Source organism: Streptomyces sp. NPDC004327 (assembly GCF_042873935.1).
Lineage (GTDB): Bacteria > Actinomycetota > Actinomycetes > Streptomycetales > Streptomycetaceae > Streptomyces.
In genome coordinates, this window is record NZ_JBIAME010000004.1 from 248026 (window position 1) to 272462 (window position 24437).

The window sequence follows — 24437 nt, forward strand, 5'->3', positions numbered from 1 at the left end:
GCCGCCCGGCGGCCCAGGGCCCGCCCAAGCCCCTCGTCCCGGCCCTCGCGCCGGGCCCCCTCACCCTCCAGGAGTACGTACATGAGCACGGCCGACCTGGTCTTCACCGGAGGCCCCGTCTTCACCGGCGACCCCGCCCGCACCCGGGCCACCTCCCTCGCCGTCACCGGCGAGCGGATCACCGCCGTGGGCCACGACGAGGTGCGCGAGCTCATCGGCCCGTCGACCGAAGTCGTCGACCTCGCCGGCAAGTTGCTGGTCCCCGGCTTCCAGGACTCGCACATCCACGCGGTGTACGGCGGCGTCGAGCTGGCCGAGTGCGACCTCAGCGGCACCACCGGCGTCGACGACTACCGGCGGATCATCGCCGAGTTCGCCGCGGCCCGCCCCGACCACGAGTGGATCACCGGCGGCGGCTGGTCCCTGGAGAGCTTCGAAGGCGGCCTGCCCACCCGGCAGTTGCTCGACGCGCTCGTCCCCGACCGGCCCGTCATCCTGGTCAACCGCGACCACCACGGCTCCTGGGTCAACTCCCGCGCCCTGGAGATCGCCGGGATCACCGCAGCCACCCCCGACCCGGCCGACGGCCGCATCGAGCGCGACGCCGACGGCAACCCCACCGGCGTCCTCCAGGAGGGCGCGGCGCACCTCGTCGCCCGCCACGTCCCGGCCTGCACCAAGGCCGACCGCGTCGCCGGACTGCTGCGCGCCCAGAGCCTGCTGCACTCGCTCGGCATCACCGGCTGGCAGGACGCCCTCCTCGGCGAGTTCAGCGGCAAGCCCGACCCGTCGGACGCCTACATGGCGGCCGCCGAGGACGGCACCCTCACCGCCCGGGTCACCGGCGCGCTGTGGTGGGACCGGGCCCGCGGCGCCGAGCAGATCCCCGAACTCGTCGAGCTGCGCAAGCGGTTGGACCTCGGCCGGTTCCGGGCCGGCTCGGTGAAGATCATGCAGGACGGCATCGCCGAGAACTTCACCGCCGCCATGACCACCCCCTACCTCGACGGCTGCGGCTGCGCCACCGGCAACACCGGCCTCAGCTTCGTCGACCCCGAGGCGCTGCGGGAGCACGTCACCGCGCTCGACGCCCTCGACTTCCAGGTGCACTTCCACGCGCTCGGCGACCGCGCCGTACGCGAGGCCCTGGACGCGGTCGAGGCGGCGATCGCCGCCAACGGGCGCCGCGGCAACCGCCACCACCTCGCGCACCTCCAGGTCGTGCACCCCGACGACCTCGCCCGCTTCGCCCGGCTCGGCGCGCTCGCCAACATCCAGCCGCTGTGGGCGGCGCACGAGCCGCAGATGGACGAGCTGACCATCCCCTTCCTCGGCCCCGAACGCGCCGCCTGGCAGTACCCGTTCGGCGACCTCGTCCGCGCCGGCGCCACCCTGGTCGCCGGCAGCGACTGGCCGGTCAGCAGCCCGGACCCGCTCGCCGGCATCCACGTCGCCGTCAACCGCGCCGAGCCCGGCGCGACCGACGGCCGGATCTTCTTCGCCGAGCAGCGCATCGACCTGCCCACCGCGCTGGCCGCCTACACGGCCGGCTCCGCGCACGTGAACGGCCACGACGACGCGGGCAGCCTGCGAGCGGGACACCTCGCGGACCTCGTCGTCCTCGACCGCGACATCCTCACGGCGCCGCCGGAGGAGATCGCCGAGGCCCGCGTGGAGCAGACCTTCGTCGGCGGCACCCGCGTCCACGCGGTCTGAGAGGACGGCGTCATGAGCGAGTCACGACGAGGCCCGCACCTGGAGCCGGGCGGTGAGCAGCACGCCGGGGGGCGTGCTGCCCGCGCCCTCCAGGGCCGCCACGAGCAGCGCTATCCCCTCCTCGGCGACGTCCGCCGGGCGCAGGCTCAGCGTGCTCACCGGCGGATCGGCGTGCGCGGCCGACTCGTCCTCGCTCACGCACACCACCCGCAGCTCGCCGGGCACCGCGAGACCGGCACGCCGGGCCGCGTCCATGACGAGCGGCGGGCTGGCCTCCGCGACCACGAAGAGCCCGTCGGGCCGCGGCTCGCCGGCCAGCGCCCGCTCGACGGCCCGCACCACCGGCCCGTTGCCCGGCTCGGGGACGAGGGTCACCAGCTCCTCGGCCCCGAGCTCCGCGCACCACGCGCGGTAGGCGGCGAGCACCCGGCGGTGGAAGCGGGTCGTGCTGTCGGGCAGGACGAGCGCGGGCCGCCGGGCGCCGCGCTCGCGCAGATGGTCCAGTGACTCCCGGACGGCCGCGTCGGCGTCCAGGTCGACCCAGTGCGCGCCCGGCCGGTCCTCGACCGAGGCGTCGCTGAAGACCGGGATGCGCGCGGCGAGGAAGTCCTCCACGAGAGGGTCGTCCTCGACCGGATCGGCGACGATCACCGCGTCCAGGGGCAGGTCCGCCCACTCCCGCTGCAGCGTTCCCGCGGGCAGCATCACCAGGGCGTACCCGTGCCGCAGCGCGGCGGACGCCGTCGCGCCGGTGAGCCGCGCGAAGTACGGCGAGTCCAGGTACGTCCAGGGCTCGCCGGCGAACTCGCCGACGACGTAGCCGATCAGCCGGGCCCGTCCGGCGCGCAGCTGGCGCGCGGTGGCGTTGGGCCGGTAGCCCATCCGGCGCGCGGTCTCGACGGCCTTCTCCCGTACCGCGGCGGAGAGCCGCCCGGTGCCGTTGAGCGCCGCCGAGACGGTCGTCTTCGACAGGCCCGCCTCGCGCGCCACGTCGACGAGCCGTACCCGCGGGGCGGGCGCTCCCGGCTGCCCTTCACGTGTGGTCATGCGGTGATGCTGCCACCTCCCTGACCTCTGCAAAACCGTTCCCGCAAAGTGACCCCGGAGTCTTGTGCGGGAACGTTCCCGCATCAATACTCGCTCCATTCCCCCACCTGGCACCACCCAGCTCCGCCATCCCCGGCGCCCGTCACGACACCCGTAAAGGGGTGGGTCTCCCTTGCGCATGCCCAGAGTCCTCGCCGCGCTCTCCTGTACCGCCGCGCTCGCCGTCACCGCCACCGCCTGCTCCGGCGCCACCAAGCCCGTGGGCTCCGCCGGCGGCTACACCGTCACACCGCTCTCGCCCGCGGCCAAGGGACCGCTGCCCTCGATCACCTGGTCGCTGTACGCGGAGCCGTACACCCTGGACTACGCCCAGGCGTACGACTACCCGCCCAACACCGTCCTCGCCAACGTCTGCGAGCAGCTCCTGCGGGTCACCCCCGACCTGAGGATCGAGCCCGGGCTCGCCGTGAAGTGGGTCAACCCCGACCCGCTGACCTGGGTGTACGACCTGCGGTCCGGCGTCACCTTCCACGACGGCACGGTCATGACCGCCGACGACGTCGTCGCCTCCCTCAAGCGCCAGATGGACCCCGCCACCGGCTCCCCGTGGGGCTCCGCCTTCAAGAACGTCAAGACCGTCGAGAAGTCCGGCCCCCTCCAGGTCACCCTGAAGCTGACCAAGCCCGACATCCTGCTCAACGAGCTGATGGCCGCCTCGCCCGGCACCGTCGAGAGCGCCGCCTTCCTCGCCAAGGCTGGCAAGGAGTACGGCGTCCCCGGCGGCAAGGTGAACTGCACCGGCCCGTACGCCCTCGACACCTGGAAGCAGGGCGAGTCGATCACCCTGAAGGCGCACAAGGGCTACTGGGACAAGAAGCTCACGCCGAAGACCGACACCGTCCGCTTCGCCTTCGTCGAGGACGCCGCCGCCCGCACCAACACCTTCCTCTCCGGCACCGCCGACGGCGGCTACATGGTCCCCTCGTCCTCCCTGGACCGGCTGCGCACCACCCCCAAGGGCAAGCTCTGGTTCGGCCCCAATACCGCCGCCGCCAACCTCGCCATCCTGAACTTCCACGGCACCCTCGGCGACCTCAAGGTCCGCCAGGCGCTGTCCATGGCGCTCGACCGCAAGAACATCATCAAGGCCGCGGCCGGCGGCATCGGCATCCCCGCCAAGGCCCCCGCCGCGCGCGGCGCCTGGGCGCTCGCCCCGGAGAAGACCGACGAGATCTTCAAGGACCTGCCCGAGCCCGTGTACGACGTGGCCAAGGCCAAGCAGCTGATCCAGGACGCCGGCGCCACCGGCAAGAAGGTCACCCTGGTGACCAGCTCCCTCGCCCCCGAGATCAGCGTCGTCGCCAACGCCGTCCAGGCGGCCGGCCGCCAGATCGGCCTCGACGTCCAGCTCAAGGCCGTCGCCCCCGAGGCGTACAGCAGCATCTTCGTCGACAAGAACGCCCGCAAGGGACTCGACCTGGTCATCACCAACGGGTACGACAACACGCCCGACCCGCTGGAGTTCTACCAGTACCTGCGCACCGGCGACTTCGGGAACTACGGCGACTGGTCCGACCCCGTCTACGACGACGCCTTCGACCGCGCCAACTCCGCCGCCGACCCCGGCGCCCGCACCGACCTCACGGCCGAACTCCAGCGGATCACGATGCGCGAACTGCCCATCATCCCGGTCTACGAGGCCCCGTTCTCCGTCTTCCTCGGCAGCCGCGTCACCGGCGCCCCCACCGGCATCGCCCAGCTCTACTACCCCTGGGCCGCGACGATCGGCGCCGCGTCCTGATGAAGCGCAACCCCATGCTCCGTTACGCCCTCGGCCGGCTCGCCGGACTCCTCGGCGTCCTGCTCGTCACCTCCTTCGTCGTCTTCGCCTCGGTCCACCTCGCGCCCGGCGACCCCGTCACCTTCCTGCTGCACGGCCGCCCCGCCACCCCCGACACGGTGGCCGCGCTGCGCGCCGAGTACCACCTCGACGACCCGCTGCTCGTGCAGTACGCCAAGTGGCTCGGCGGCGTCCTCCACGGCGACCTCGGCCGCTCCGCCCAGTACCACCAGGACGTCGCCACCCTGCTCGGCTCCCGGCTCGGCGGCACCTTCCTGCTCGTCGGCTACTCGGCCCTGCTCGTCACGGCCGGCGGAGTCGCCGCCGGCGTCCTCGCCGCACTGCGCCCCGGCCTCGTCGACCGGATCGTGCTCATCGGCACCGGAGTCGCCACCGCCACCCCGTCGTTCGTCAGCGCCATCGCGCTCGTCTCGCTCTTCTCCGTACAGCTCGGCTGGTTCCCCGGCCCCGGCGGCACCCCGGACGGTTTCGGCGACCGGCTCTACCACCTGACGCTGCCCGCCTTCGCCCTCGCCACCACCTTCGCCGGACTCCTCGCCCGCGTCACCCGCTCCGCGATGCTCGACGAACTCGGCCGCGAACACGTCGACGTGGCCCGCGCCCGCGGCGTCGCCGGCCGCGCCGTGATCCGCCGGCACGTGCTGCGCAACAGCCTCGGCCCCGTCGTCACCGTCGGCGGCACCATGCTCGCCGGACTCCTCGTCACCACCTCCGTCGTCGAGACCGCCTTCGACGTGCCCGGCATGGGCCAGCTGCTCGTCCAGTCCGTCAGCTCCCAGGACTTCGCCGTCGTGCAGGCCATCACCCTGCTCAGCGTCGCCGTCTTCGTCCTCGTCAACCTCGCCGTCGACCTGCTCGCCCCCCTCATCGACCCCCGGCTCACCCTCCACGGGGAAGGCACCTCATGACCCTCACCACACATCCCGGGGCGGCCGGCCCCGGTGGGGCCGACGCGTCCGCCGCGCCGCTGAGACGCCGCCCCGGCCTCGGCCGGCTCCGGTCCCTCGCCCAGGGCCCGCTGTTCACGGCCGCGCTGCTGCTGCTCGCCGCGCTCGTCGTCGTCGCCGCCCTCGCCCCGCTGCTCGCCCCGTACGACCCCGAGGCCATGGACCTCACGTCCAGCCTCGTCGGCACCTCCGGCGACCACCTCCTCGGCACCGACCAGTCCGGCCGCGACATCCTGTCCCGGCTGCTGCACGGCGCCCGCACCGGACTCCTCGGCCCGCTGCTCGTCGTGGCCGTCTCCACCGTGCTCGGCACCCTGCTCGGCGTACTCGCCGGCTGGCGCGGCGGCTGGGCGGACGCGCTTCTGTCCCGCTCCATGGACCTGGTCTTCGCCATCCCCGGCCTGCTCCTCGCGATCATGCTGGTCGCCGTGCTCGGCTCCGGCATGACCGCGCCCGTCATCGCCATGGCCGTCGCCTACACCCCGTACGTCGGACGCCTGGTCCGCGGCATCGCCCAGCAGGAGAAGGCCCGGCCCTACATCGAGTCGTACCGCGTACAGGGCTGGTCCGGCTGGACCATCTGCCTGCGCCACCTGCTGCCCAACATCGCGCCCACCGTCTTCGCGCAGTCTGCGATGAACTTCGGCTACGCGCTGATGGACCTGGCCGCCCTCTCCTTCCTCGGCTTCGGCGTCCAGCCGCCCACCGCCGACTGGGGCGCCATGATCAACGACGGCCAGTCCGCGCTCCAGCAGGGCGCCCTGCTGCCCGCGCTCGCCCCCTCCTTCTGCATCGTCCTCGCCGTCGTCGCGTTCGGCATCGTCGGCGAGGGCATCGCCGACCGGATCGCCAAGCGCGAACGGTGACCACCATGACCGGGACCACCATGACCGACCACAGCACCGGCGGCGCCCCCGTCCTGGAGATCGACCGGCTCACCCTCCGGCTCCCCGAAGGACAGGCCGCCCGCCCCCTCCTCGACGGCGTCAGCCTCACCGTCGCCCCCGGCGAGACCGTCGGCCTCGTCGGCGAGTCCGGCTCCGGCAAGTCCGTCGCCTGCCGCACCGTCCTCGGCCTGCTGCCCGCGAAGGCCCGCACCACCGGCCAGGTACGCGTCGCCGGACAGGACGTCCTCACCCTGGACCGCGGATCCCTCGCCGACCTGCGCGCCCGCAAGGCCGCCATGGTCTTCCAGGACCCGCGCGCCTCCGTCAACCCGCTGCGCCGCGTCGGCGACTTCGTCACCGAGGGCCTGCGCGCCGCCGGCACCCCGGCCGCCAAGGCCACCGCCCGCGCCGCCGAACTCCTCGACGCCGTCGGCATCCGCGACCCGCGCGGCGCCCTGCGCCGCTATCCGCACGAGTTCTCCGGCGGCATGCTCCAGCGCGTCGTCATCGCCGCCGCCCTCGCCGGCGACCCGGACCTCATCGTCGCCGACGAACCCACCACCGCGCTCGACGTCACCACCCAGGCCGAGATCATCGCGATCCTCACCCGCCTCCAGGCCGAACGCGGCACCGGACTCCTCTTCGTCACCCACGACCTGGAGCTCGCCGCCGCCATCTGCGACCGCGTCTACGTCATGTACGCCGGCCGCATCGTCGAGACCCGCACCACCACCGAGCTCTTCGACCGGCCCCGCCACCCCTACACCGCCGGACTGCTCTCCTGCACCCCGCGCATCGACCCCGACGCGCCCGCGCCCCGCCCCATCGAGGGCCGCCCGGTCTCCGTCGCCGAGGCCCCGCCCGGCTGCGCCTTCGCCGCCCGCTGCGCCCACGCCGTGGCGCGCTGCACGACCGAGGTGCCCGCCCTGGTGGCGCACGGCGACGGACTCGCCGCCTGTCACCGCGCCGACGAAGGGATCCTGCTGTGACCGACACCTCCGGCCTCGTCGTGCGCGGACTGCGCAAGACGTACGGGGACCACACCGCGGTCGACGACGTGTCGTTCACCCTCGCGCCCGGCTCCTCGCTCGGCATCGTGGGCGAGTCCGGCAGCGGCAAGACCACCACCGTGCGCATGCTCGTCGGCCTCGAACGCGCCGACGCCGGCACCGTCACCCTCGACGGCCGGGACCGCTCCGCCCGCCCCCGCGGCCGGGCCGAACGGCTGGCCCGGGCGCGCGAGATCCAGATGGTCTTCCAGGACCCCTATCTCTCCCTCGACCCCCGCATCTCCGTGGGCGAGTGCGTCGACGAGGTGCTGCGGCTGCACTTCCGCCTCGACCCCGCCGCCCGCAAGGCCCGGGTCGCCGAACTCCTCGACCAGGTCGGCCTCGGCCCGCGCGAGGCCGCCGCGCTGCCCCGCAAGCTCTCCGGCGGCCAGCGCCAGCGCGTCGCCATCGCCCGCGCCCTGGCCGCCGAGCCGCGCGTCCTCGTCCTCGACGAGGCCGTCGCCGCGCTCGACGTGTCCATCCAGGCCCAGATCCTCGAACTGCTCGCCCGCATCCGGCGCGAGGCGGGCGTCGGCTTCCTCTTCGTGACCCACGACCTCGGCGTCGTCCGGCACATCACGGAGGAGATCGTGGTGCTGCGCCACGGCCGGATCGTCGAGTCCGGACCCACCGCCCGCGTCCTCGGCACGCCCGAACACGCCTACACCCGCCTCCTGCTGGACTCCGTCCCGCGCCGCGGCTGGGACCCGGCGCAGATCTCCGCGGCCCGCTCGGCGGTCACCGGCTGAGCGGCCGTCGGGGGAGGAGGGGGGCGGGGGCCCGGTCCGCCGGCGATGACTTCGCAGCATCGGCAGCTCGTCCCCGCATGCCCCCTGGCCGGCCGGCGCCGTTCAGGCGGCCGTGACCGGAAGCAGCGTCGGGCGCTTCGCCGTGCGGCCGTCGCCCGACGAGCGGCCGCGCAGCCGGCGGCCCAGCCACGGGCCGAGGAAGGCGCCCGCCCAGACGAGTTCGACGCCCGCGCGGCGCAGTCCGCCGGCCGGGCGCACGCCGGGCGGGGGCAGCGGGCGGGACCAGGAACCGTCGCTGCCCGGCAGGCCGAGCGCCTCGGCGAAGGCGGCGGCGATCCGGGCGTGGCCGGGCGGGGCGGCGTGCAGCCGGTCCCGGCTCCACAGCCGCGGGTCGGTGACGGCCGGGCGGTCGGCGGTCTCGACGACGGTGACGCCATGGGCCCGGGCCGCCTCGCGGATGCCCGCGTTGAGGGCGGTGATCCGGGGCGCGACCGGACGGGCCGCCGGGATCAGCCGGGTGAGGTCGGGGAAGGTGAGCGTCGCGACGTGCGCGCCCCGCCCGGTGAGCGCGGCGAACATCGCGTCCAGGTGCCCGGCGACCTCGTCCGCGTCGAAGCGGGGCCGCAGCAGGTCGTTCACCCCGGCGACGACGGTCGCGAGGTCCGGCTCCAGGGCGAGCGCGGGCCCGAGCTGCTCCGCCCGTACCTGACCGGCGAGCCGGCCCCGTACGGCCAGGTTGGCGTAGCGGAGCTCCGGGCTCGACCGGGCGACGGTCCCGGCGAGCCGGTCGGCCCAGCCGCGCAGGCCCCGGACGTCGTCCCCGTCGCCGACGCCCTCCGTCTGGCTGTCGCCGAGGGCCACGTACCTGCGGTACGCGGCCCTCGGCGACGACACGTTTTCGCGTCGTTCATTATTCACATTGTTGAGTATAGGGAGTGGGCGGTCAGCCCACGTGGACGCGCGGCCGCTTCGACCGGTCCGGCTCCGCCTCGCGCAGCACCTCGCGGGTCGTCGGGGCGACCTCGCCCCGGCCGAAGAGGAAGAAGCGGAAGAACTCGGCGATGGGATCGCCCTCGGTCCACTCGAAGTAGATGTGCGGGCGCACGCCCGTGATGTCCCGCGCGTGCAGCAGCAGGGCGGCCAGCGCGTTGGACACCGACGAGCTCTCCAGCGTGAGGACGCGGTACCGGTCGTGCAGGACCTCGCCCTTCACGATGAGCCCGGACTCGAACTCGGACGGGTCGGTGACGGTGACCTCGACGAAGACGAAGTCCTCGGCGCCGAGGAGGTCGTTGTCGGCACGGATCTGGTCCTTCTTCGCCCGGTACTCCTCGGCGTCGCGGCTGTCCGGCTCGTTGGCGATGAAGCGCGGGGTGCGGTTGGAGATGTCCCGGATGAAGCGCTCGGCCATGTCGTCGAGCTCGACGTGGGTGACCCGGAGTTCGAAGGCGCGGACCAGACGTGAGATCAAGGAGATCAGGAGGATGCCGGCGATGAAGCAGGCACTGATCTTCACGCCGTCCGGGCGCTCGATGATGTTGACGACCGTCGTGTAGAGGAAGACCGCGGAGATGACGCCGAAGCCGATGGACAGGGCCCGCTGGCCGGCCTCGTGCGCCGCGATGGTCACCGCGATGGCGGCGGACGAGATCAGGACGAGCACACCGGTCGCGTACGCGCTGCCCTGCGCGTCCACGTTGGCGTCGAAGATCCACGTGACGAGGAAGGCGACCAGGGTGAAGACGATGACCATCGGGCGCACCGCGCGGGCCCAGTGCGGGGCCATGCCGTACTTCGGCAGATAGCGCGGCATCAGGTTGAGCAGACCGGCCATCGCCGACGCGCCCGCGAACCACAGGATCGCGATCGTCGAGATGTCGTAGATGGTGCCGAAGGTGTTGCCCAGGTACTCGTGCGCCAGATAGGCCAGCGCGCGGCCGTTGGCCTTGCCGCCGGGCTCGAACTCCTGGTGCGGGATGAGCACGGTGGTGATGAAGCTCGTGCAGATCAGGAAGGCGCTCATGATCAGCGCGGAGGTGGTCAGCAGCTTCTTGGCGCCGCGGATCCGGCCCTTCGGGCTGGCCTCGGTGTCGCCCGGATCGCCCTCCACGTGCGGCATCACGGCCACGCCGGTCTCGAAACCGGACAGGCCGAGCGCCAGCTTGGGGAAGATGATCAGTGCCACGCCGACCATGGCGAAGGCGTTGCCGTGCGAGGCGGTCAGCGCGGTGGTCCAGTCGGTGACGAGGTGGGCGTTGTTGACGACCTGCCACAGGCCGGTGATCACGACGACCAGGTTGAGGGCGAGGTAGACGCCGACGAGCGCGACGGCGACGCCGATCGCCTCCAGGAAGCCCTTGAGGAACACCGCGCCGAGCAGCGCCACGAGGATCATCGTGATGAGGACCTGCTTGTCGTGCAGGGCCGATTCGAGGTGCGGGTTCTCGACGAGGTGGGTGGAGGCGTCCGCCGCCGACAGCGTGATGGTGATCAGGAAGTCGGTGGCGGCGAAGCCGAGGAGGGTGAGGACGAAGAGCTTGCCCTTCCACTTGGACAGCAGGCGCGACAGCATCGCGATCGAGCCCTCGCCGTGCGGGCTCTCCTCGGCGACCCGCCGGTACACGGGCAGGGCGCCCACCAGCGTCACGATCACCAGCACGATCGTCGCGACGGGGGAGAGCACGCCGGCCGCGAGGGCCGCGATGCCTGGCTGATAACCGAGGGTCGAGAAGTAGTCGACGCCGGTGAGGCACATGACGCGCCACCAGGGCTGGCCCTTGTGCGCCGGCTGGGAGGGCTCCGCGACCGGAGCCGTCTGACCTGGGCCGGTGCCCCCGGGCCGCCCCTTGCCCATGTCGGCCAGGCCTTCCAGCATCCATGCGCGCAGGCGGCTGGTACGGGTGTCGGGTGGGGTGGCCATCGAGGACTCCTGCTGTCCGTGGTGCCGGTGTGGTCGGATTTCGGCCATCACGCGGACGGCGGTCGGGCCAGCGTATGCAAAGGCCCCGTACGGAACCCGCCGAAAGCCGTCAGGAAACCGTCAAGATCCCTCCGCCGGGCGTTGCGCTCGTCACACCGGACGTACTCAGGATGTACGGCGTGACGCGACCGGCGAACTGGGCCCCGCGTCATGAGGCGGCGCCTGGCCTGGCGCCGTTCGGACCGACGTCGGACGACATGGGGGGCCGGGGATGAACGGCGACGACCGCGACTACGAGCCGGTGTTCAAGAAGAGCAAGTGGGGCACCAACCGCTACACCTACAACCCGGACAACCCGATCGGGCTCGCGCTCATCATCGGCTCGGTGGTCCTCGCCGTCGTGGTGCTCGGCACCCTGGACCACGGCGGCGGGCGCCCGGAGCCCGGCCCCACGCACCCGACGCCCTCCTACACCTTCACTCCCGCACCGTGACTGTCAGCCGCTCCGGCCCGTGGAACACCCAGTCCGGCGCGTACCGCACCGTCACCCGCGGCCGGGCCCCGGGGCCGAGGGCCGGCAGCCGGTCGAGCAGTTCCGCGAGTCCGGTCTCGGCCTCCGCGCGGGCGAGGCCGGCGCCGGCGCAGTAGTGGACGCCGAGGCCGAAGGCGCAGTGCCGGGCCGCCTCGCGGTGGATGTCGAGGCGGTCGGGGTCGGGGAAGCGCGCCGGGTCGCGGCCGGCCGCGCCGAGGACCAGGACGAGCCGGTCGCCCGCGCGGACCGGACACCCGGCGAGCGCGGTGTCGCGCCACGCCCAGCGGGTGACCATCTGGACCGGCGGATCGTGCCGCAGGAACTCGTCCACCGCCGCCGGCCAGAGCCCCGGATCCGCCCGGAGCCCGTCCCGTAACCCGGGCCGGGCGAGCAGCGCCAGGACCGCCTTGCCGATCAGCCCGGTCGTCGTCTCGTGGCCCGCCGTCAGGAGGTGGATGCAGGTCGCCGACTGCTCCTCGGGCGACAGCGCGGTGCCCTCGTCGGCGGCCCGGGCGAGCGCCGACAGCAGGTCGCCGCGATCCCGCCCCGGCCCGCGCCGGGCGTCCAGCTCCCGCCGGAAGAAGGCGTCGAGCGCGCCGGCCGCCCGCTCCGCCACCGCCATCCCCGCCCCGCTGCGGTCCCCGCGCGTGCCGCCGGCCCGCTGCAGCGCCAGCGCCTGCTCGCGGAACCACGCCTGCCGCTCCTGTGGCACGCCGAGCACCCCGGAGATCACGAGCAGCGGGAACGGCGCCGCGAACTCGGCGACCAGATCGACGCCGTCCCGCGCCACCAGTGGATCGGCGAGCCGCCGGGCGATCCGCCGGATCCGCGGCCGCAGCGCCGCCACCGGGCCGGCCCCGAGCGGCGGCGTGACCAGCGCCCGCAGCCGGGTGTGCCGGGGCGGGTCGAGGAAGACCAGCCAGTTCTCGACGACCCGGCGCAGCACCGCGTACCCGGGCGGCAGCGGCGCCGCCGACCCGCCGCCCGGCGCCCTGCGGCCGAACTCCCGGCGGGCGAGCACCCGCGCCACCTCCGCGTACCCGAAGACGTACCAGGTCGTCGCCCCGCCGGCGCCGCCCGCCGTCCGCACCGGGTGCACCGGCCCGGCCTCCCGGTAGCGCCGGTAGACGGGGTACGGGTCGGCCAGGTCGAGCCGGGCCGGGTCGAAGGCGGGCAGCCCGCGCGGGCCGCCGGCCGGCGCCTCGGCGCTCATCCGCCCGCTCCCGGCGGCAGGCCCCGCGCCGCGTCCGCTCCCCGCACGAGGTCGGCGAGGGCCGCCGGGTCCCGGGGCGGCCGGGTGCCCCGCCAGGCCACGTGTCCGTCCGGGCGGACCAGGACGTACGGCTGCTCGTAGCGCCGCACGGCCTCGGGCTCGGCGCACCGGACCACCCGCAGCGGCACCCGGCGCTCGGCGAACGCCCGTACCGTTCCCTCCGGTCCGCCCTCCCGGCCGTCGTCGTCCTCGCCCAGGTCGAGCAGGACGAACTCCCGCCCGAACAGGTCGAGCGTGGAGCGCCCGGGCGCCAGCCAGACGTGCGGGGCCCGCGTCCCGGGCACGGTGGACCGGTTCACGCTCCCGCCGTCGGCGGCTCCCGGCTCGGCCGCGAGGACCGGGGACGCGTACCGGTGGGCGAAGTGCATCTCGGGCCGGTCGAACTCGCGCCGTACGTCCGACACGGCCAGCTCCCGGCCGAGGGCGGCCCTGGCCCGCTCGCCCACGGGCGTGTCGTCGAGCAGCGCGGGCGAGAGCCGCCGTTCCTGGGTGCGGCGCAGGTTCCGGTCGGCCTCGTCCACGCCCGCCACCGCGATCGGCCGGCGCTCGGACTCGTACGCGTCGAGCAGCCCGGGTCCCGCCCAGCCGGCGAGCGTGCCGGCGAGCTTCCAGCCGAGGTCGGCCGCGTCGCAGACACCCGTGCTCATCCCGAAGCCACCGGACGGCGACAGGGTGTGGGCCGCGTCGCCGGCCAGGAAGACCCGGCCGGAGCGGTAGCGGTCGGCCACCCGGTGGGTCAGGTGCCACTCGCCGTCCGCCTCGATCTCCAGCGGGGTGTCGAGCGCCACCGCCCGCCGTACGACCAAGAGCGCGGGCTCGTCGCCGGGCGGCGCGGTCAGCCGGTAGACGCCCCGGCCGTCGATCGCGCGCAGCGGATAGCGCAGCCCGGTCGGAGAGGTGAGGAAATGGACGAGCGGGGCCCGCGGTCCGAGCAGCCCGGGCAGTTGGGGCGCCCGGAACAGGATGTTCCGCAGCACCCGGGGCGCGTGCCGCTCCGGCGTCTCGATCCCGCACGCCTTGCGCACGGACGACCCGGCGCCGTCGCAGCCGACCAGATAGCGGGCCCGCACCTCGGAGCGGACACCCGAGCGCGCCCCGTCGCCCGGGACCACGGTCGCGGTGACCCCGTCCGGCCCGGTCGTGAAGTCCAGCAGCCGGCACCGGGTGCGCACCGGACCGTCCGGATGACGGCCGAGGGCGTCGAGGAGCAGCGGTGCCATCCACGGCTGCGGACAGATCGCCTCCGGCTCGGGCGTGTGCTCCGGCCGCGGCCGGGTCGCGACCGTGCCGAACGGCAGCCGGTGCAGTTCGTGGCCGCCGACCGCCGTCACCCAGGCGATGTCCAGGAGGTGGTCGTCCGGCCAGCCCGCGCCGCGCAGCGCGTCGGCCACGCCCCAGCGGCGGAACAGCTCCATCGCCCTCGGCCCGACCGTGGTGATCCGCGGATCGGCCGGGACGCCGTCGCCGGCCTCCACCAGGGTGAAGTCCACCCGGCGGTAGGCGAGATCGAGCGCGAGCGCCAGACCGACCGGCCCGCCGCCCACGATCAGGACGTCCGTCTCGTGTGTGCTCATCGCTCATCGTCCTCCCTCGGTACGTCCGGCACGGTCGGCGCGGAACTGCTCGGCGTAGAAGGTCATCAGCTCCGGCACCCGGCCGGGCACCCCCGCGCACTCCCCGGCCATCCGCGCGAGATGCCCGAAGCGCATCGCGAACGCCCGCCGCGCCACATCGGGCCTGGCCAGCGCCACCGGCGGCTCCTCCAGCTCGAAGGACGGGCCGGCCGTCCGGCCCCGCCACCCCGAGTCGAGCGTCACCAGCAGCTCGGCGAGCGGCCGCATCATCCCGGTCATCACGTCGATCGCCGCGTTCATCAGCCGCGACCGGCGCAGGCTCGCGTCCGGGCTCTCCGCGAAGTGCTGCACCATCAGCTGGAGCATCAGGAAGTAGCAGCGGTTGAACAGCCGCATCACCTCGCGGGCGTGCGGGTCGCGGACCGCGGCCCGGCCCGGGTGCGCCGGATCGAGCGTCGGATTGCGCAGCGCCGGATAGGCCGGGTGCCACGGCCCGCCCTGCCCGCCGGGCCCGTCGGCCCGTTCGGTCATGAGGAGTTCGCCGAGCCGCACGAAGGTGTCGTGGTGCGACTCGGGTGCGAGGCCGGGCGCGTCGAGCACCCCGCCCTCGCCCTGCTCGGTGACGAAGTCGACCGCGAACAGCGCGCTCGGCAGGTCGTCGACCTCCAGCTGGTAGTCCGGGTGGCGGGCGTCGACGGCCCTGCCGAGGAAGAGGTGGTGCTCGCCGCCGCCCCGCCCCCGCTCCACCAGGAACAGGTCCGGCACCCGGGTCAGTCCGTCGCGGATCGCCGCGTACAGCTCGCTCGGCGAACCGAACGGCGCGCCCTCGCCGCCGCGGCAGGAGGAGGCCCCGGCGCCGCCGGCCAGCCGCTCCGGCCGCTCGATCGCGACGAACCGCCGCACACTGCCCAGATCGAGCGGTTCGAGCGCGAAGTCCAGCGACAGCGGCAGCCGCCCCGGCGTGCCGAAGTCGACCGCGGGGACGTGGAACGGCTCGCCCATCGCCATCAGGATGTTGTTGACGACCAGGAAGTGGATCATCTCCTCGCGGGCCACGTGGAACAGACTGTCCCGGATCCCCCGGCTCAGCGTCTCCCCGCCGTCGCCACACGCAAGCCGCAGTTGCCGGGGCGTCCACACCCCGCGCCGCACGTACGCGAAACCGGCGCCGTGCGTGGGCAGCGAGTAGCCCGCGTACAGGTACTGCAGTGAGGTCGCCAGCTCCACCGTCACCGCCTGCCACAGCGCCGCCCGCAGCTGTGCCCGCGTCGTGATCCGGGGCGCCGGCGCGGCCGGCGACGGCACGGTCACCGGGAGCACCGCGTCGGCGGCCGAGCGCGCCCGCAGGTACTTCAGGAGCAGCCGGGCCTTGGGCAGGGTCAGATCACGGCTCGGCGGCATGTAGTAGGTGCGGTCCCGGTTCGCCGGGTCGCACATCTGCCAGATCAGCTTCGCGTACGTCTCGACCTTGCACCGGTCCGCGAGGCTGAACACCTCGTCGCGCATGAACGGGTACAGCTGCTCGTAGACCGCGAAGACCTCCCGGTGCAGCAGCTCGAAGGTCGCCTCCTCCTTCAGCACGGCGTCGAGCGGCCAGTCGTCGGGCAGCACCCGCACCTGCGCCCCGCCCGCCCCCGCCCACCAGCCGAGCGCGTCCCCGTCGTCGTACGTCACCGAGGCGGGCGATTCCCGCGGGCACGGCGGCAGTTCGCCCGCGTCCGCCGTCAGCAGCAGCCGCGCCGTCCCGGCCCGCGCGCCGCGCAGCGTGAACCAGCCGCGCCCGCGCTCGTCGGTCACCAGCGCGCACGTGTCGCCGAACCCGGCCGGCTCCGCCCCGGGATCCTCCTTGGCGTCCGCGAGCCGGCCCGGGCGCAGCTCCACGATCCGCAGCTCCTCGCCGCGCGCGTCCGGGCGGGCGGCGACCGGATCGCGGGGCAGGGCCCGGGGGTTGGCGAACTGCCGGACGGTGACGGTCTCGTGGGCCGCCGGCCGGCCCCGCACGCTCGCCCGCACCGCGACCTCCACGGCGTGGTCCTCGCCGCGCTCCCGGTCCGGGTGCTCGACGAGGAGCGCGGCCTCGTCGGTGACGACGACCCGCTCGCGCTCGCGCAGCCACACCACCCGGCCCGGCCCGCCGGGCCCGGCCGCGCCCACCAGGCACAGCCCCTCGCCGGCGGCCCGGGCCGCGCCGGGCCCCGTCACCGGCACCGCGACGACCACCGGGTCGTCCCCGCCGCCGGCGGGCAGGACGGCGACCGGTTCGTCCGTGCCGGCCGTGCGCAGTTCGAGCGCTCCGCCCACCGGTCCAGGCCGGCCGAACGGCAGGTTGAACACGGCCTCGTGGTCCGTCACCCGCACCGAGCAGATCCGCGCCGCGGGCAGGTCCCGGCCTGTTCGGCCGTACGGGACGAGCAGCCGGCCCGCCGGATGCGTGCGCGGTTCCTCCGGCCGCCAGGGGGCGATCACCCCGCGCAGCCGCCACCGCTGCGGGGCGTCGCCGGGACCCTCGTACCCGTGCCCGGGGCTGCCCGGCGCACCGGCGGCCTCCAGGGTGAACTGCACCAGGAGCCCGCCGTGCGCCTCGGCCGCGGCCCGGAGCGCGGCCGCGGCCGCCGAGACGTCGCCGGACCCGGAGCCGGACCCGGAGCCGGACCCGGCACCGGAGCCGGGGCCCGCGGGCCAGTCGAGCGCGGGGCCCGCCGGGACGGCGAACTGGTGCAGCACGGCGGGCGAGGGCGCGAAGACGTGCCAGCGCGGCGGCTGGAAGCCGGTCACGTCGCCGAGGCACACATGCCCCGAGTCGTGCGAGCGGCCCGCCCGGCCGAGCGCGAACCGGCCGGTCATCAGCGTCGTCGTCCACGCCGACGCCGGGTCGACGTCGAAGACCCGGGCCCGGTTGGCGGTCGTGCCCAGATACGGGTTGTAGTGCCCCCACAGGTCCACGGCCCGGCCCACCAGCGCATCACCCGCCGAGCGGTCCGTACCCTCCACGGCCGTCACCCGCGCGTCCACCGAGAAGTGCCCGTTGCCGCAGAAGTGCCCGCCGAGCGCGCCCCGTTCGCCCAGCAGTGCGTGGAAGTCCGCGGCCGGTACGCCGGCGTGCCCGTCTGCGTGCCCGTCCGGGGCCAGGACGGTGTGGGTGGCCAGGTCGAGCAGACCGGCCCGGGCCGCCCCGCGCGGGCCGGTGGGCAGCCCCGTCCGCGCGGTGCCGGCGAAGTACACGCGCGGGGTGTCGAAGACGCTCATGCCGCCGCCTCCAGCCGGGCCGGGGCGGTGCGTCCGGCCCCCGCGGCACCGGCGCCGAACCGCCGGTCTATGGCCCGGACCGCCTCCAAGGCCGACTCCACCGCGCCCTCGATCCAGGCCGGCTCCGCCGAGCAGTGCTCGCCCGCGAAATACAGCCGTCCCTGCGGGCGGGCCGCCCGCAGGCGCTCCTCCTCGCAGGCCGCCGCGTCCTGCCCCCAGCGGATCGTGCAGCCGCCGCCGGTCCACGGGTGCTCGCCCCACGCCATGCTCGCCACGCCCCGGACCATGCCGCGCCGCAGCACCTGCGGATGCATCCGGGCCAGTTCGTCGAGGACCGCGCGGTGCCGCTGGCGGGCCGGGAGCCGGCCCAGCAGGTCGGCGTCCTCGCCGATCGTGTAGCTGGCGAGCAGCGCCGCGCCCCGCCCCTCGCCGTCGGCCGGTCCGTCCTCCGCCGGCGCGGGATAGTACGTCTGCCGGATCAGGCCGCCGCTGAAGGAGGCGCCGCCGCGGATGCCCTCCCGCTCCCAGAACGGCTCGCGCACGTGCACGGCCACCTTGGTCGCCGGGCAGTAGTCCACGTCCCGGACGACGGCCAGCTTGTCCGCGTCGAAGCCGCCGAGCGGCATTCGGCGCAGCAGCGAGAACGGCACCGTGCACAGCACCAGGTCGGCGCCGCGCAGCGCGGCCAGCGGGCCGTGCCCGACGCGCAGCCGCACCTGGTCGGGGGCGACGTCCAGGCCGGTGACCTCCTGGCCCAGCCAGATCGGGCCGCGGACCCGGGCGGCGAGCCGCTGCACCAGCTGGTCCATGCCGCAGGCGAGCCGGATCAGCCCGGGACTGGTCTCGGTGAGGATGTCGTCGAGGAAGCTGTTCAGCCGGGTGCCGCAGCCGGCCCGGATGGCGGGGTGGGCGGCGAACAGCCCGTGGACGTCGATGCGGTCCTTGCCGTCGCCGAGCAGATGGGGCGTCAGGTCGACCCGCTCGACCAGGTCGAGGAGGTTGCGGGCGAGGTCGGCGCGGAGCCCGGTGCGCAGCGCGGGCGGGGCGACGGCGTCGACGACGGCCGCGAGCCAGGCGCCGAAGACGACGGTCTCCTCCCGGTAGTCGTCGCGGTCCAGCGAGGCGCGGACGTCGGCGATCAGCCGGCGGGGCGCGTCGCGCAGCCGGACGTGGCCGGTGCTGGTGGCGAGCAGCGCGTTCTCCTCCGACAGCAGGGTGGTGAACGGCCGCACCTGGTCGATCAGTCCGAGGTGCTCGACGTAGTGCATGGTGCGGTGGTGATGGAGGGGCACCCGCATGGCGCCCAGTTCGACGAAGGGGGCGCTCTCGTGGGCGCCGAAGCGGTGGGTGCGGATGCGGCCGCCGAGCCGGCGGCTGCCCTCCAGGATCTCCACGCGGTGGCCGAGGCGTTCGAGTTCGTAGGCGGCGACCAGGCCGGCCATCCCCGCGCCGATGACGGTGACCGTGCCTCGGGTGCGCGTCCGGTGCTTGGACAAGGTCTCTGGCTCCCGTCACTGTGCGGTGGCTGAGGGGGACGAGGGGAACTGCGGCGTGCGGGGCGCTCGGGGCGCCAGCGCGGCGAGGTACGCGTCGAGCGACTCGGTCCGGCCGACGGGCGCGACCAGGCCCACGTATCCGTCCGGCCGGACGAGCCGCAGCTCCCCGGGCCGGCCGAGCAGCCGTGCCTCGCTCGCGTACGCCGACGTGATGGGCAGCAGCCGGATCGGCACGGGCCCGTCCGTACACCGCTGTTCCAGCGCCCGGCGTACGGCAGGCCCGGCGGCCCGCGCCGCGTCCACGACCAGCGTCCAGGCGTCGTAGCGGAGCAGCTCGTGCAGGCGCACCGGCCCGGCGGCCGGGTCGCCGGTCGTCACCATCGCGTCGGGCATCCGGTCGCCGGCCCGCGGGCCGCGGCGGCCGTCGCCCGCCCGGCCGGCGGGGGAGCGCTGCCAGGACAGCGCGCTGTGCCGGTGGTTGCGGCCGAGGTCGCTCAACTGCCGGTCGAGGCGCCGCTGGAAGCGCTTCAGGGAGAGCGCGAGGGGCACGGCGGCGGTGAAGGCGTGGTAGCCGAGCGTGGGCAGCGGCAGCTCCATGAAGTTGAGCCGCATCTCGCGGATGTAGCGCAGGGCGAGGGCGCGCTGCTCGGTGTCGTAGGTGTCGAGGAGCCGCTCGTCGGCCTCGCCGCGGTGGACGGCGGCCAGCTTCCAGGCGAGGTTGTGCGCGCCGAGCATGCCGACGTTCATGCCGTGACCGCCGACCGGCGCCCAGGCGTGGGCGGCGTCGCCCGCGAGCAGCCCGCGCCCGCAGCGCAGCCGGGCGGCGACCCGGTCGCTGAACCGGGCCCGGTTGAGCCAGGCGGGCTCGGTCGGGGCGAGCCGGAGCCTGGGCAGCCGGGTGGTCTGCGCGACCAGGTCGCACAGCTCGTCCAGGGTCGGCGGCGTGGTCAGGGCGGGGTCGGGGTCGTCGCGGAAGCAGAAGAAGCGGAAGCCGCCGCCGGGCAGCGGGAAGACCAGGAGCGAGCGGCGCGGGGCGAGGAAGATGTGGCCGTGCCCGGGGTGGTAGCCGTAGGGCCAGTCGGCGTGGGCGTTGCCCTGGACGACCTGGAGGCCGGCGCGGCGGCGGCCCCGGAACGGGATGCCGAGCCGGTCGCGGACCACGCTCGCGGTGCCCTCGCAGCCGACGATCCAGGCGGCGGTGGCGGACTCGGCCGAGCCGTCGGGCCGGGTGAGGGTGTACTCGGCGCGGTCGTCGTGCACCTTGACGTCGGTGACCTCGGTGTCCCACTCGACCTCGGTGCCGAGCTTGGCGAGTTCCGCGCAGAGCAGCCGCTCGATGTCGTGCTGCTCGATGTTGAGCGGGCGGCTGTGCGCGGATCGGTGCCAGCCGGTGGTCAGCCTGCCGAGCGGCCGGCCGCCGCCGTGGACCGTCACCTCGCCCAGCTCCACGCCGTGGCGTCTCAGCGTCCCGGCGACGCCGAGGGCGTCGAGCGCCTCGGCCGCGCGCGGCCACACGACGAGGGCGCGGGCCTCGCGCTTGGCGGCCGGGGCGCGGTCGACGACCCGCACCTCCAGGCCGAGGCCGCGCAGGCCGATCGCCAGTGTCAGGCCGACCGGCCCCGCCCCGACCACGCACACGTCCACACCCGGCATCCGGCCCACTCCCCACCCGTGTCGCATCCGTATCCGTGCCGGAACCAGCCGCTCCGGCATGTTCCTCAGGGTGCGTGCGGATGATCACCGCTCGCCAGGGCGTACGGCCCGGCGCGAGAAGCATTCGACCTGCCGATATGACTCCCTGTGCATCGTTTCTTCGGTTTGGGTGACGAGATGCGCGGAAGGCTGGGACGAGTCGGCGGAGGCGGGAAGTCGCCGGATCTGGCCGGAATGGCGCGATGGAATCCGGACTGGACTCCTCCGGACGGCTTGAAGATCATTTTGTCCGGACGCGCCTTGTGGCGTCCGAAGTCCCGGCCCTACGTTGCCGATACCGCACTGAACTGCACTGACCATGGGGGAACCATGTCCGTACCACTGGCGCGCCCGGATACGCCGGCCCGCTTCGGCGCAGCCGCCGCCATCGGATGGATACTCACGATCGGCCTGAACATCGTGGCGCCGATCCTCACCTACGGAGCGCTCACCGACCGTGGCTGGAGCGACTTCTCGGCGCTGCTCGTCAGCGGCGCCTGGCCGGTCCTCGACACCGTCATCCACCTTGTCTGGCGCCGCAAGCTGGACGAGTTCGCCGTCGTCACCATCTTCTTCCTCGTCCTGACGGCCGTCGTCTCGCTCGTCGGCACCCACTCCGCGCGTGCCCTCATCGTCAAGGACTCGGCCGTCACCGGCCTCTTCGGCGTCCTGTGCCTCGTCACGCTCCTCGCGCCCCGGCCGCTGATGTTCTACTTCGGCCGCCGCTTCGCCACCGACGGCACGGCCGAGAGCGCCGCCTGGTGGAACAGCCTGTGGCAGTACGAGGGCTTCCGGTCCGTCCAGCGCCGCATGACCATCGTGTGGGGAGTCGCCTACCTCGTCGAGGCCGCCGCGCGCATCGTGCTGTCCTACGTGCTCTCCGTCGACGCCATGGTCGTGATCAACCCGATCCTGACCTACGGCGCCCTCGGCCTGCTCATCCTCTGGACCATCCGGACGGGGCAGCGCTCCCGCGCCGAGGGCGAGGCCCGGCGCATCGCGGCGGCCCGGGCGGGCTGAGTCCGCGGCCCGGGAGCCCGGCCGCGGGGATCCGGGCTGCCGGAATCCCGAGTGCAGGGACTGCGAGCGTCTCGGGGCCGCGAGCGTGGACCCCGAGGGCCGGAACCCTGCTCGCCGGAACCCGAGGGCCGGATCCCCGGCCGCCGGAACCGCGAACGCTGCCCGGTAGGCGCAATTGGGCAGCGCTTGTCCATAATGTCTCGGATAGGGTGAATCGTTAGGAATCGCGGGATTGTGCCCCTCGGGGCCCGGCCGATGCGTAGGGCGATGCATTGGACACTCACCAGTCGCCGAGCAGGGTTCCGCGGCCGCCCCGGGCGGCCGTCGGATACGCGGGCGTGCTCAACGACCTGCTGCCCGTCGCGCTGTGGCGCGAGGACTCCCAGGGCCGGATCGTCGAGTGGTCCCTGGCCGCCCAGGACCTGCTCGGCTACCGCCCCGACGACGTCCTGGGCCGCTCCGCGACCCCGCTCCTCGTCCCCCTCGCCAACATCGAGCTCGCCGGCCGGCTGACCCGCCGGGTCCAGGCCGGCGAGACCGTCGTCGGCACCCTGCCGGTCCGGCACCGCGACGGCCACCAGGTCGTCATGGAGATGTGGATCCTGCCCGCCGCCGACCCGGAGGGCCGCCCGGGCGCCATGCTGATCGCCTTCGAGACCTCCCAGGTCCTCAAGATGCGCGACTCCCTGGCCGCCCTGGAATCCCTCTTCACCCAGTCGCCCATCGGACTCGCCACCCTCGGCCCGGATCTGCGCTTCCTGCGCGTCAACGACGCCCTCGCGCGGATGAACGGCGTCCCGGCCGCCAACCACGTCGGCCACCGGCTCACCGAGGTCGTCCCCGGCGTCAACGCCGGCGCCCTCGAAGCCCTCATGCAGCGCGTCCTCGACACCGGCACCGCCGTCGTCGACGCCCGCCGGGCCGGCCGCACCCCCGCCGACCCCGAGCACGACCACATCTGGTCCAACTCCTACGCCCCGCTCCTCGACCACGGCGGCCACCCGCTCGGCATCATCGCCTCGCTCATCGACATCACCGAGAGCCAGCAGGCCCACATGGAGGTCGAACGGGCCCGGCACCGCTTCGCCCTGCTCGCCGAGGCCGGTGCCCGCATCGGCACCACCCTCGACCTGCGGCAGACCGCCGAGGAAGTGGTCTCCTTCCTGGTCCCGCAGCTCGCCGACTCCGCCGACGTCCACCTCCTCGAATCCGTCCTGGAGCCCGACGAGTCCACCGCCGCCACCCGCAACATCCTGCGCCGCCTCGCCGCCGGCTTCCCCGACCCCGGCGCCCCCACCGCGCTGCTCGCCGCCGGCCAGAAGTTCCAGATCCCCTACGACTCCGTGTACGAGGAGGCCATCAACCACGCCCGGGCCCTGGACCTGCGCGTCGACGACATCCCCGCCCTCATCCGCGACCCCCGCCTCGAAGCCCTCCGCCGCTACCTCGCCACCCGCATCGGCTCCGCCCGGCTGATCCCGCTGGTCGCCCGCGGCAAGGTGCTCGGCACGGTCTCCGTCACCCGGCTGCGCACCCGCGAACCCTTCGACCACGAGGAACGCTTCCTCCTCGACGAGGTCGTGGCCCGTGCCGCCCTCAACATCGACAACGCCCGCCTCTACACCACCCAGCGCCAGGCCGCCCTCACCCTCCAGCGCAGCCTCACCAACAACACCCTGCCCGACGTCACCGGCCTGGAACTCACCGGCCGCTACCTGCCCGCCAGCGACCACGACGTCGGCGGCGACTGGTTCGACGTGGTCGCCCTGCCCGGCGGCCGCACCGGGCTGGTCATCGGCGACGTCATGGGCCACGGCATCCACGCGGCGGCCGTCATGGGACAGCTGCGCACCGCCGTACGCACCCTCGCCCGCCACGACATCCCGCCCGCGCGCATGCTGCGCTCCCTCGACGCCGTCGTCGCCGACCTCGGCGAGGACGAGATGGCCACGTGCGTGTACGCCGTCCACGATCCGGCCGCTCAGATCTGGACCATCGCCCGGGCCGGCCACCCGCCGCCGGCCGTGGTCACCCCGGACGGCACCGTCACCTTCCTCGACGGCCCGCCCGGCACCCCGCTGGGCACCGGCGGGCACGAGTTCGGCACGGAGGAGGTGGCGCTGCCCGCCGGCGGACTGCTGGTCCTCTACACCGACGGCCTCATCGAGTCCCGGGACCGCGACATCGACCAGGGAATGGCCCGGGTCGCCCGCGCCCTGCGCGGCATGGACCGGCCGCTGGACGAACTGTGCGACGACCTCCTGGCCGGGCTCCCCGCGGGCCCGGCACAGGACGACGTCGCGATGCTGCTCGCCCGTACCACCGAGCCGTCACCTGCCGGTGAGGATGCTGCCGGCTGACGGATCAGCCGACGGAACAACCGACGGGTCGGTCGACGGATCAGGCGGCGGGACAACCGACGGGCCGG

17 protein-coding genes are annotated in these 24437 nt (G+C 74.4%); 9 read left to right on the forward strand and 8 right to left on the reverse strand.

Features of this window, described 5'->3' with window-relative positions; genetic code table 11:
• Positions 1-81 precede the first annotated feature (81 nt).
• Positions 82-1716, forward strand: coding sequence for an amidohydrolase (locus ACFYU9_RS15405; RefSeq protein ID WP_389217632.1), 1635 nt, complete (start codon positions 82-84; stop codon positions 1714-1716).
• Between the two features lie 21 nt (positions 1717-1737).
• On the opposite strand, the gene ACFYU9_RS15410 is transcribed toward ACFYU9_RS15405, so the two are convergent.
• Positions 1738-2763 (reverse strand): LacI family DNA-binding transcriptional regulator, encoded by a 1026-nt coding sequence (locus ACFYU9_RS15410; protein ID WP_389217635.1) that lies wholly within the window; start codon positions 2761-2763, stop codon positions 1738-1740.
• Positions 2764-2941: 178 nt separating this feature from the next.
• On the opposite strand from ACFYU9_RS15410, the gene ACFYU9_RS15415 reads away from it, so the two are divergent.
• Genes ACFYU9_RS15415 through ACFYU9_RS15435 form a run of 5 tightly spaced genes read left to right on the forward strand, consistent with a single transcriptional unit; the run spans position 2942 to position 8256 of the window.
• Entirely contained in the window at positions 2942-4564 is a 1623-nt protein-coding gene (locus tag ACFYU9_RS15415) for an ABC transporter substrate-binding protein (protein ID WP_389217752.1), read from the forward strand.
• A 14-nt stretch (positions 4565-4578) separates the two neighbouring features.
• Positions 4579-5532: an ABC transporter permease gene (locus tag ACFYU9_RS15420; RefSeq protein WP_389217638.1), complete on the forward strand. Its 954-nt coding sequence runs from the start codon at positions 4579-4581 to the stop codon at positions 5530-5532.
• Entirely contained in the window at positions 5529-6437 is a 909-nt protein-coding gene (locus ACFYU9_RS15425; protein ID WP_389217640.1) for an ABC transporter permease, read from the forward strand. The genes ACFYU9_RS15420 and ACFYU9_RS15425 overlap by 4 nt, the downstream gene beginning before the upstream one ends.
• A 5-nt stretch (positions 6438-6442) precedes the next feature.
• Positions 6443-7447 (forward strand): ABC transporter ATP-binding protein, encoded by a 1005-nt coding sequence (locus ACFYU9_RS15430; protein WP_389217643.1) that lies wholly within the window; start codon positions 6443-6445, stop codon positions 7445-7447.
• Positions 7444-8256, forward strand: a complete 813-nt coding sequence (locus ACFYU9_RS15435) for an ABC transporter ATP-binding protein (protein WP_389217645.1) — start codon at positions 7444-7446, stop codon at positions 8254-8256. Before ACFYU9_RS15430 ends, ACFYU9_RS15435 begins: the two co-directional genes overlap by 4 nt.
• 102 nt (positions 8257-8358) lie before the next feature.
• On the opposite strand, the gene ACFYU9_RS15440 is transcribed toward ACFYU9_RS15435, so the two are convergent.
• Positions 8359-9174 (reverse strand): SGNH/GDSL hydrolase family protein, encoded by an 816-nt coding sequence (locus tag ACFYU9_RS15440; protein ID WP_389217648.1) that lies wholly within the window; start codon positions 9172-9174, stop codon positions 8359-8361.
• Between the two features lie 25 nt (positions 9175-9199).
• Positions 9200-11176, reverse strand: a complete 1977-nt coding sequence (locus ACFYU9_RS15445) for an amino acid transporter (protein WP_389217651.1) — start codon at positions 11174-11176, stop codon at positions 9200-9202.
• 271 nt (positions 11177-11447) lie between these two features.
• Between ACFYU9_RS15445 and ACFYU9_RS15450 the strand changes: the two genes are divergently transcribed.
• On the forward strand, positions 11448-11669 hold the full coding sequence (locus ACFYU9_RS15450) for a hypothetical protein (protein WP_389344975.1): 222 nt from the start codon (positions 11448-11450) through the stop codon (positions 11667-11669).
• Here the strand turns inward: ACFYU9_RS15450 and ACFYU9_RS15455 are convergent.
• The 5 genes from ACFYU9_RS15455 to ACFYU9_RS15475 are packed head-to-tail and all read right to left on the reverse strand — an operon-like array spanning position 11653 to position 20950.
• Positions 11653-12921 (reverse strand): cytochrome P450, encoded by a 1269-nt coding sequence (locus ACFYU9_RS15455; protein ID WP_389344977.1) that lies wholly within the window; start codon positions 12919-12921, stop codon positions 11653-11655. The genes ACFYU9_RS15450 and ACFYU9_RS15455 overlap by 17 nt on opposite strands.
• Entirely contained in the window at positions 12918-14555 is a 1638-nt protein-coding gene (locus ACFYU9_RS15460) for an FAD-dependent monooxygenase (protein WP_389344979.1), read from the reverse strand. The genes ACFYU9_RS15455 and ACFYU9_RS15460 overlap by 4 nt, the downstream gene beginning before the upstream one ends.
• Positions 14556-14558: 3 nt before the next feature.
• Entirely contained in the window at positions 14559-17801 is a 3243-nt protein-coding gene (locus tag ACFYU9_RS15465; RefSeq protein WP_389344981.1) for a ferritin-like domain-containing protein, read from the reverse strand.
• Positions 17798-19297, reverse strand: a complete 1500-nt coding sequence (locus tag ACFYU9_RS15470; RefSeq protein WP_389217665.1) for a flavin monoamine oxidase family protein — start codon at positions 19295-19297, stop codon at positions 17798-17800. The genes ACFYU9_RS15465 and ACFYU9_RS15470 overlap by 4 nt, the downstream gene beginning before the upstream one ends.
• A 15-nt stretch (positions 19298-19312) precedes the next feature.
• Complete coding sequence (locus ACFYU9_RS15475; RefSeq protein ID WP_389344983.1) at positions 19313-20950, reverse strand: FAD-dependent monooxygenase; 1638 nt, start codon at positions 20948-20950, stop codon at positions 19313-19315.
• Positions 20951-21319: 369 nt separating this feature from the next.
• On the opposite strand from ACFYU9_RS15475, the gene ACFYU9_RS15480 reads away from it, so the two are divergent.
• Complete coding sequence (locus tag ACFYU9_RS15480) at positions 21320-22009, forward strand: VC0807 family protein (RefSeq protein WP_389344985.1); 690 nt, start codon at positions 21320-21322, stop codon at positions 22007-22009.
• A 272-nt stretch (positions 22010-22281) separates the two neighbouring features.
• Positions 22282-24369, forward strand: a complete 2088-nt coding sequence (locus ACFYU9_RS15485) for a SpoIIE family protein phosphatase (protein WP_389344987.1) — start codon at positions 22282-22284, stop codon at positions 24367-24369.
• Positions 24370-24437 lie beyond the last annotated feature (68 nt).

Bases quoted from the DNA above. Each gene is read 5' to 3' on its own strand.
- ACFYU9_RS15405 (WP_389217632.1), top strand. From the start codon at position 82: ATGAGCACGGCCGACCTGGTCTTCACCGGAGGCCCCGTCTTCACCGGC.
- ACFYU9_RS15410 (WP_389217635.1), bottom strand. From the start codon at position 2,763: ATGACCACACGTGAAGGGCAGCCGGGAGCGCCCGCCCCGCGGGTACGG.
- ACFYU9_RS15415 (WP_389217752.1), top strand. From the start codon at position 2,942: ATGCCCAGAGTCCTCGCCGCGCTCTCCTGTACCGCCGCGCTCGCCGTC.
- ACFYU9_RS15420 (WP_389217638.1), top strand. From the start codon at position 4,579: ATGCTCCGTTACGCCCTCGGCCGGCTCGCCGGACTCCTCGGCGTCCTG.
- ACFYU9_RS15425 (WP_389217640.1), top strand. From the start codon at position 5,529: ATGACCCTCACCACACATCCCGGGGCGGCCGGCCCCGGTGGGGCCGAC.
- ACFYU9_RS15430 (WP_389217643.1), top strand. From the start codon at position 6,443: ATGACCGGGACCACCATGACCGACCACAGCACCGGCGGCGCCCCCGTC.
- ACFYU9_RS15445 (WP_389217651.1), bottom strand. From the start codon at position 11,176: ATGGCCACCCCACCCGACACCCGTACCAGCCGCCTGCGCGCATGGATG.
- ACFYU9_RS15450 (WP_389344975.1), top strand. From the start codon at position 11,448: ATGAACGGCGACGACCGCGACTACGAGCCGGTGTTCAAGAAGAGCAAG.
- ACFYU9_RS15455 (WP_389344977.1), bottom strand. From the start codon at position 12,921: ATGAGCGCCGAGGCGCCGGCCGGCGGCCCGCGCGGGCTGCCCGCCTTC.
- ACFYU9_RS15460 (WP_389344979.1), bottom strand. From the start codon at position 14,555: ATGAGCACACACGAGACGGACGTCCTGATCGTGGGCGGCGGGCCGGTC.
- ACFYU9_RS15465 (WP_389344981.1), bottom strand. From the start codon at position 17,801: ATGAGCGTCTTCGACACCCCGCGCGTGTACTTCGCCGGCACCGCGCGG.
- ACFYU9_RS15475 (WP_389344983.1), bottom strand. From the start codon at position 20,950: ATGCCGGGTGTGGACGTGTGCGTGGTCGGGGCGGGGCCGGTCGGCCTG.
- ACFYU9_RS15480 (WP_389344985.1), top strand. From the start codon at position 21,320: ATGTCCGTACCACTGGCGCGCCCGGATACGCCGGCCCGCTTCGGCGCA.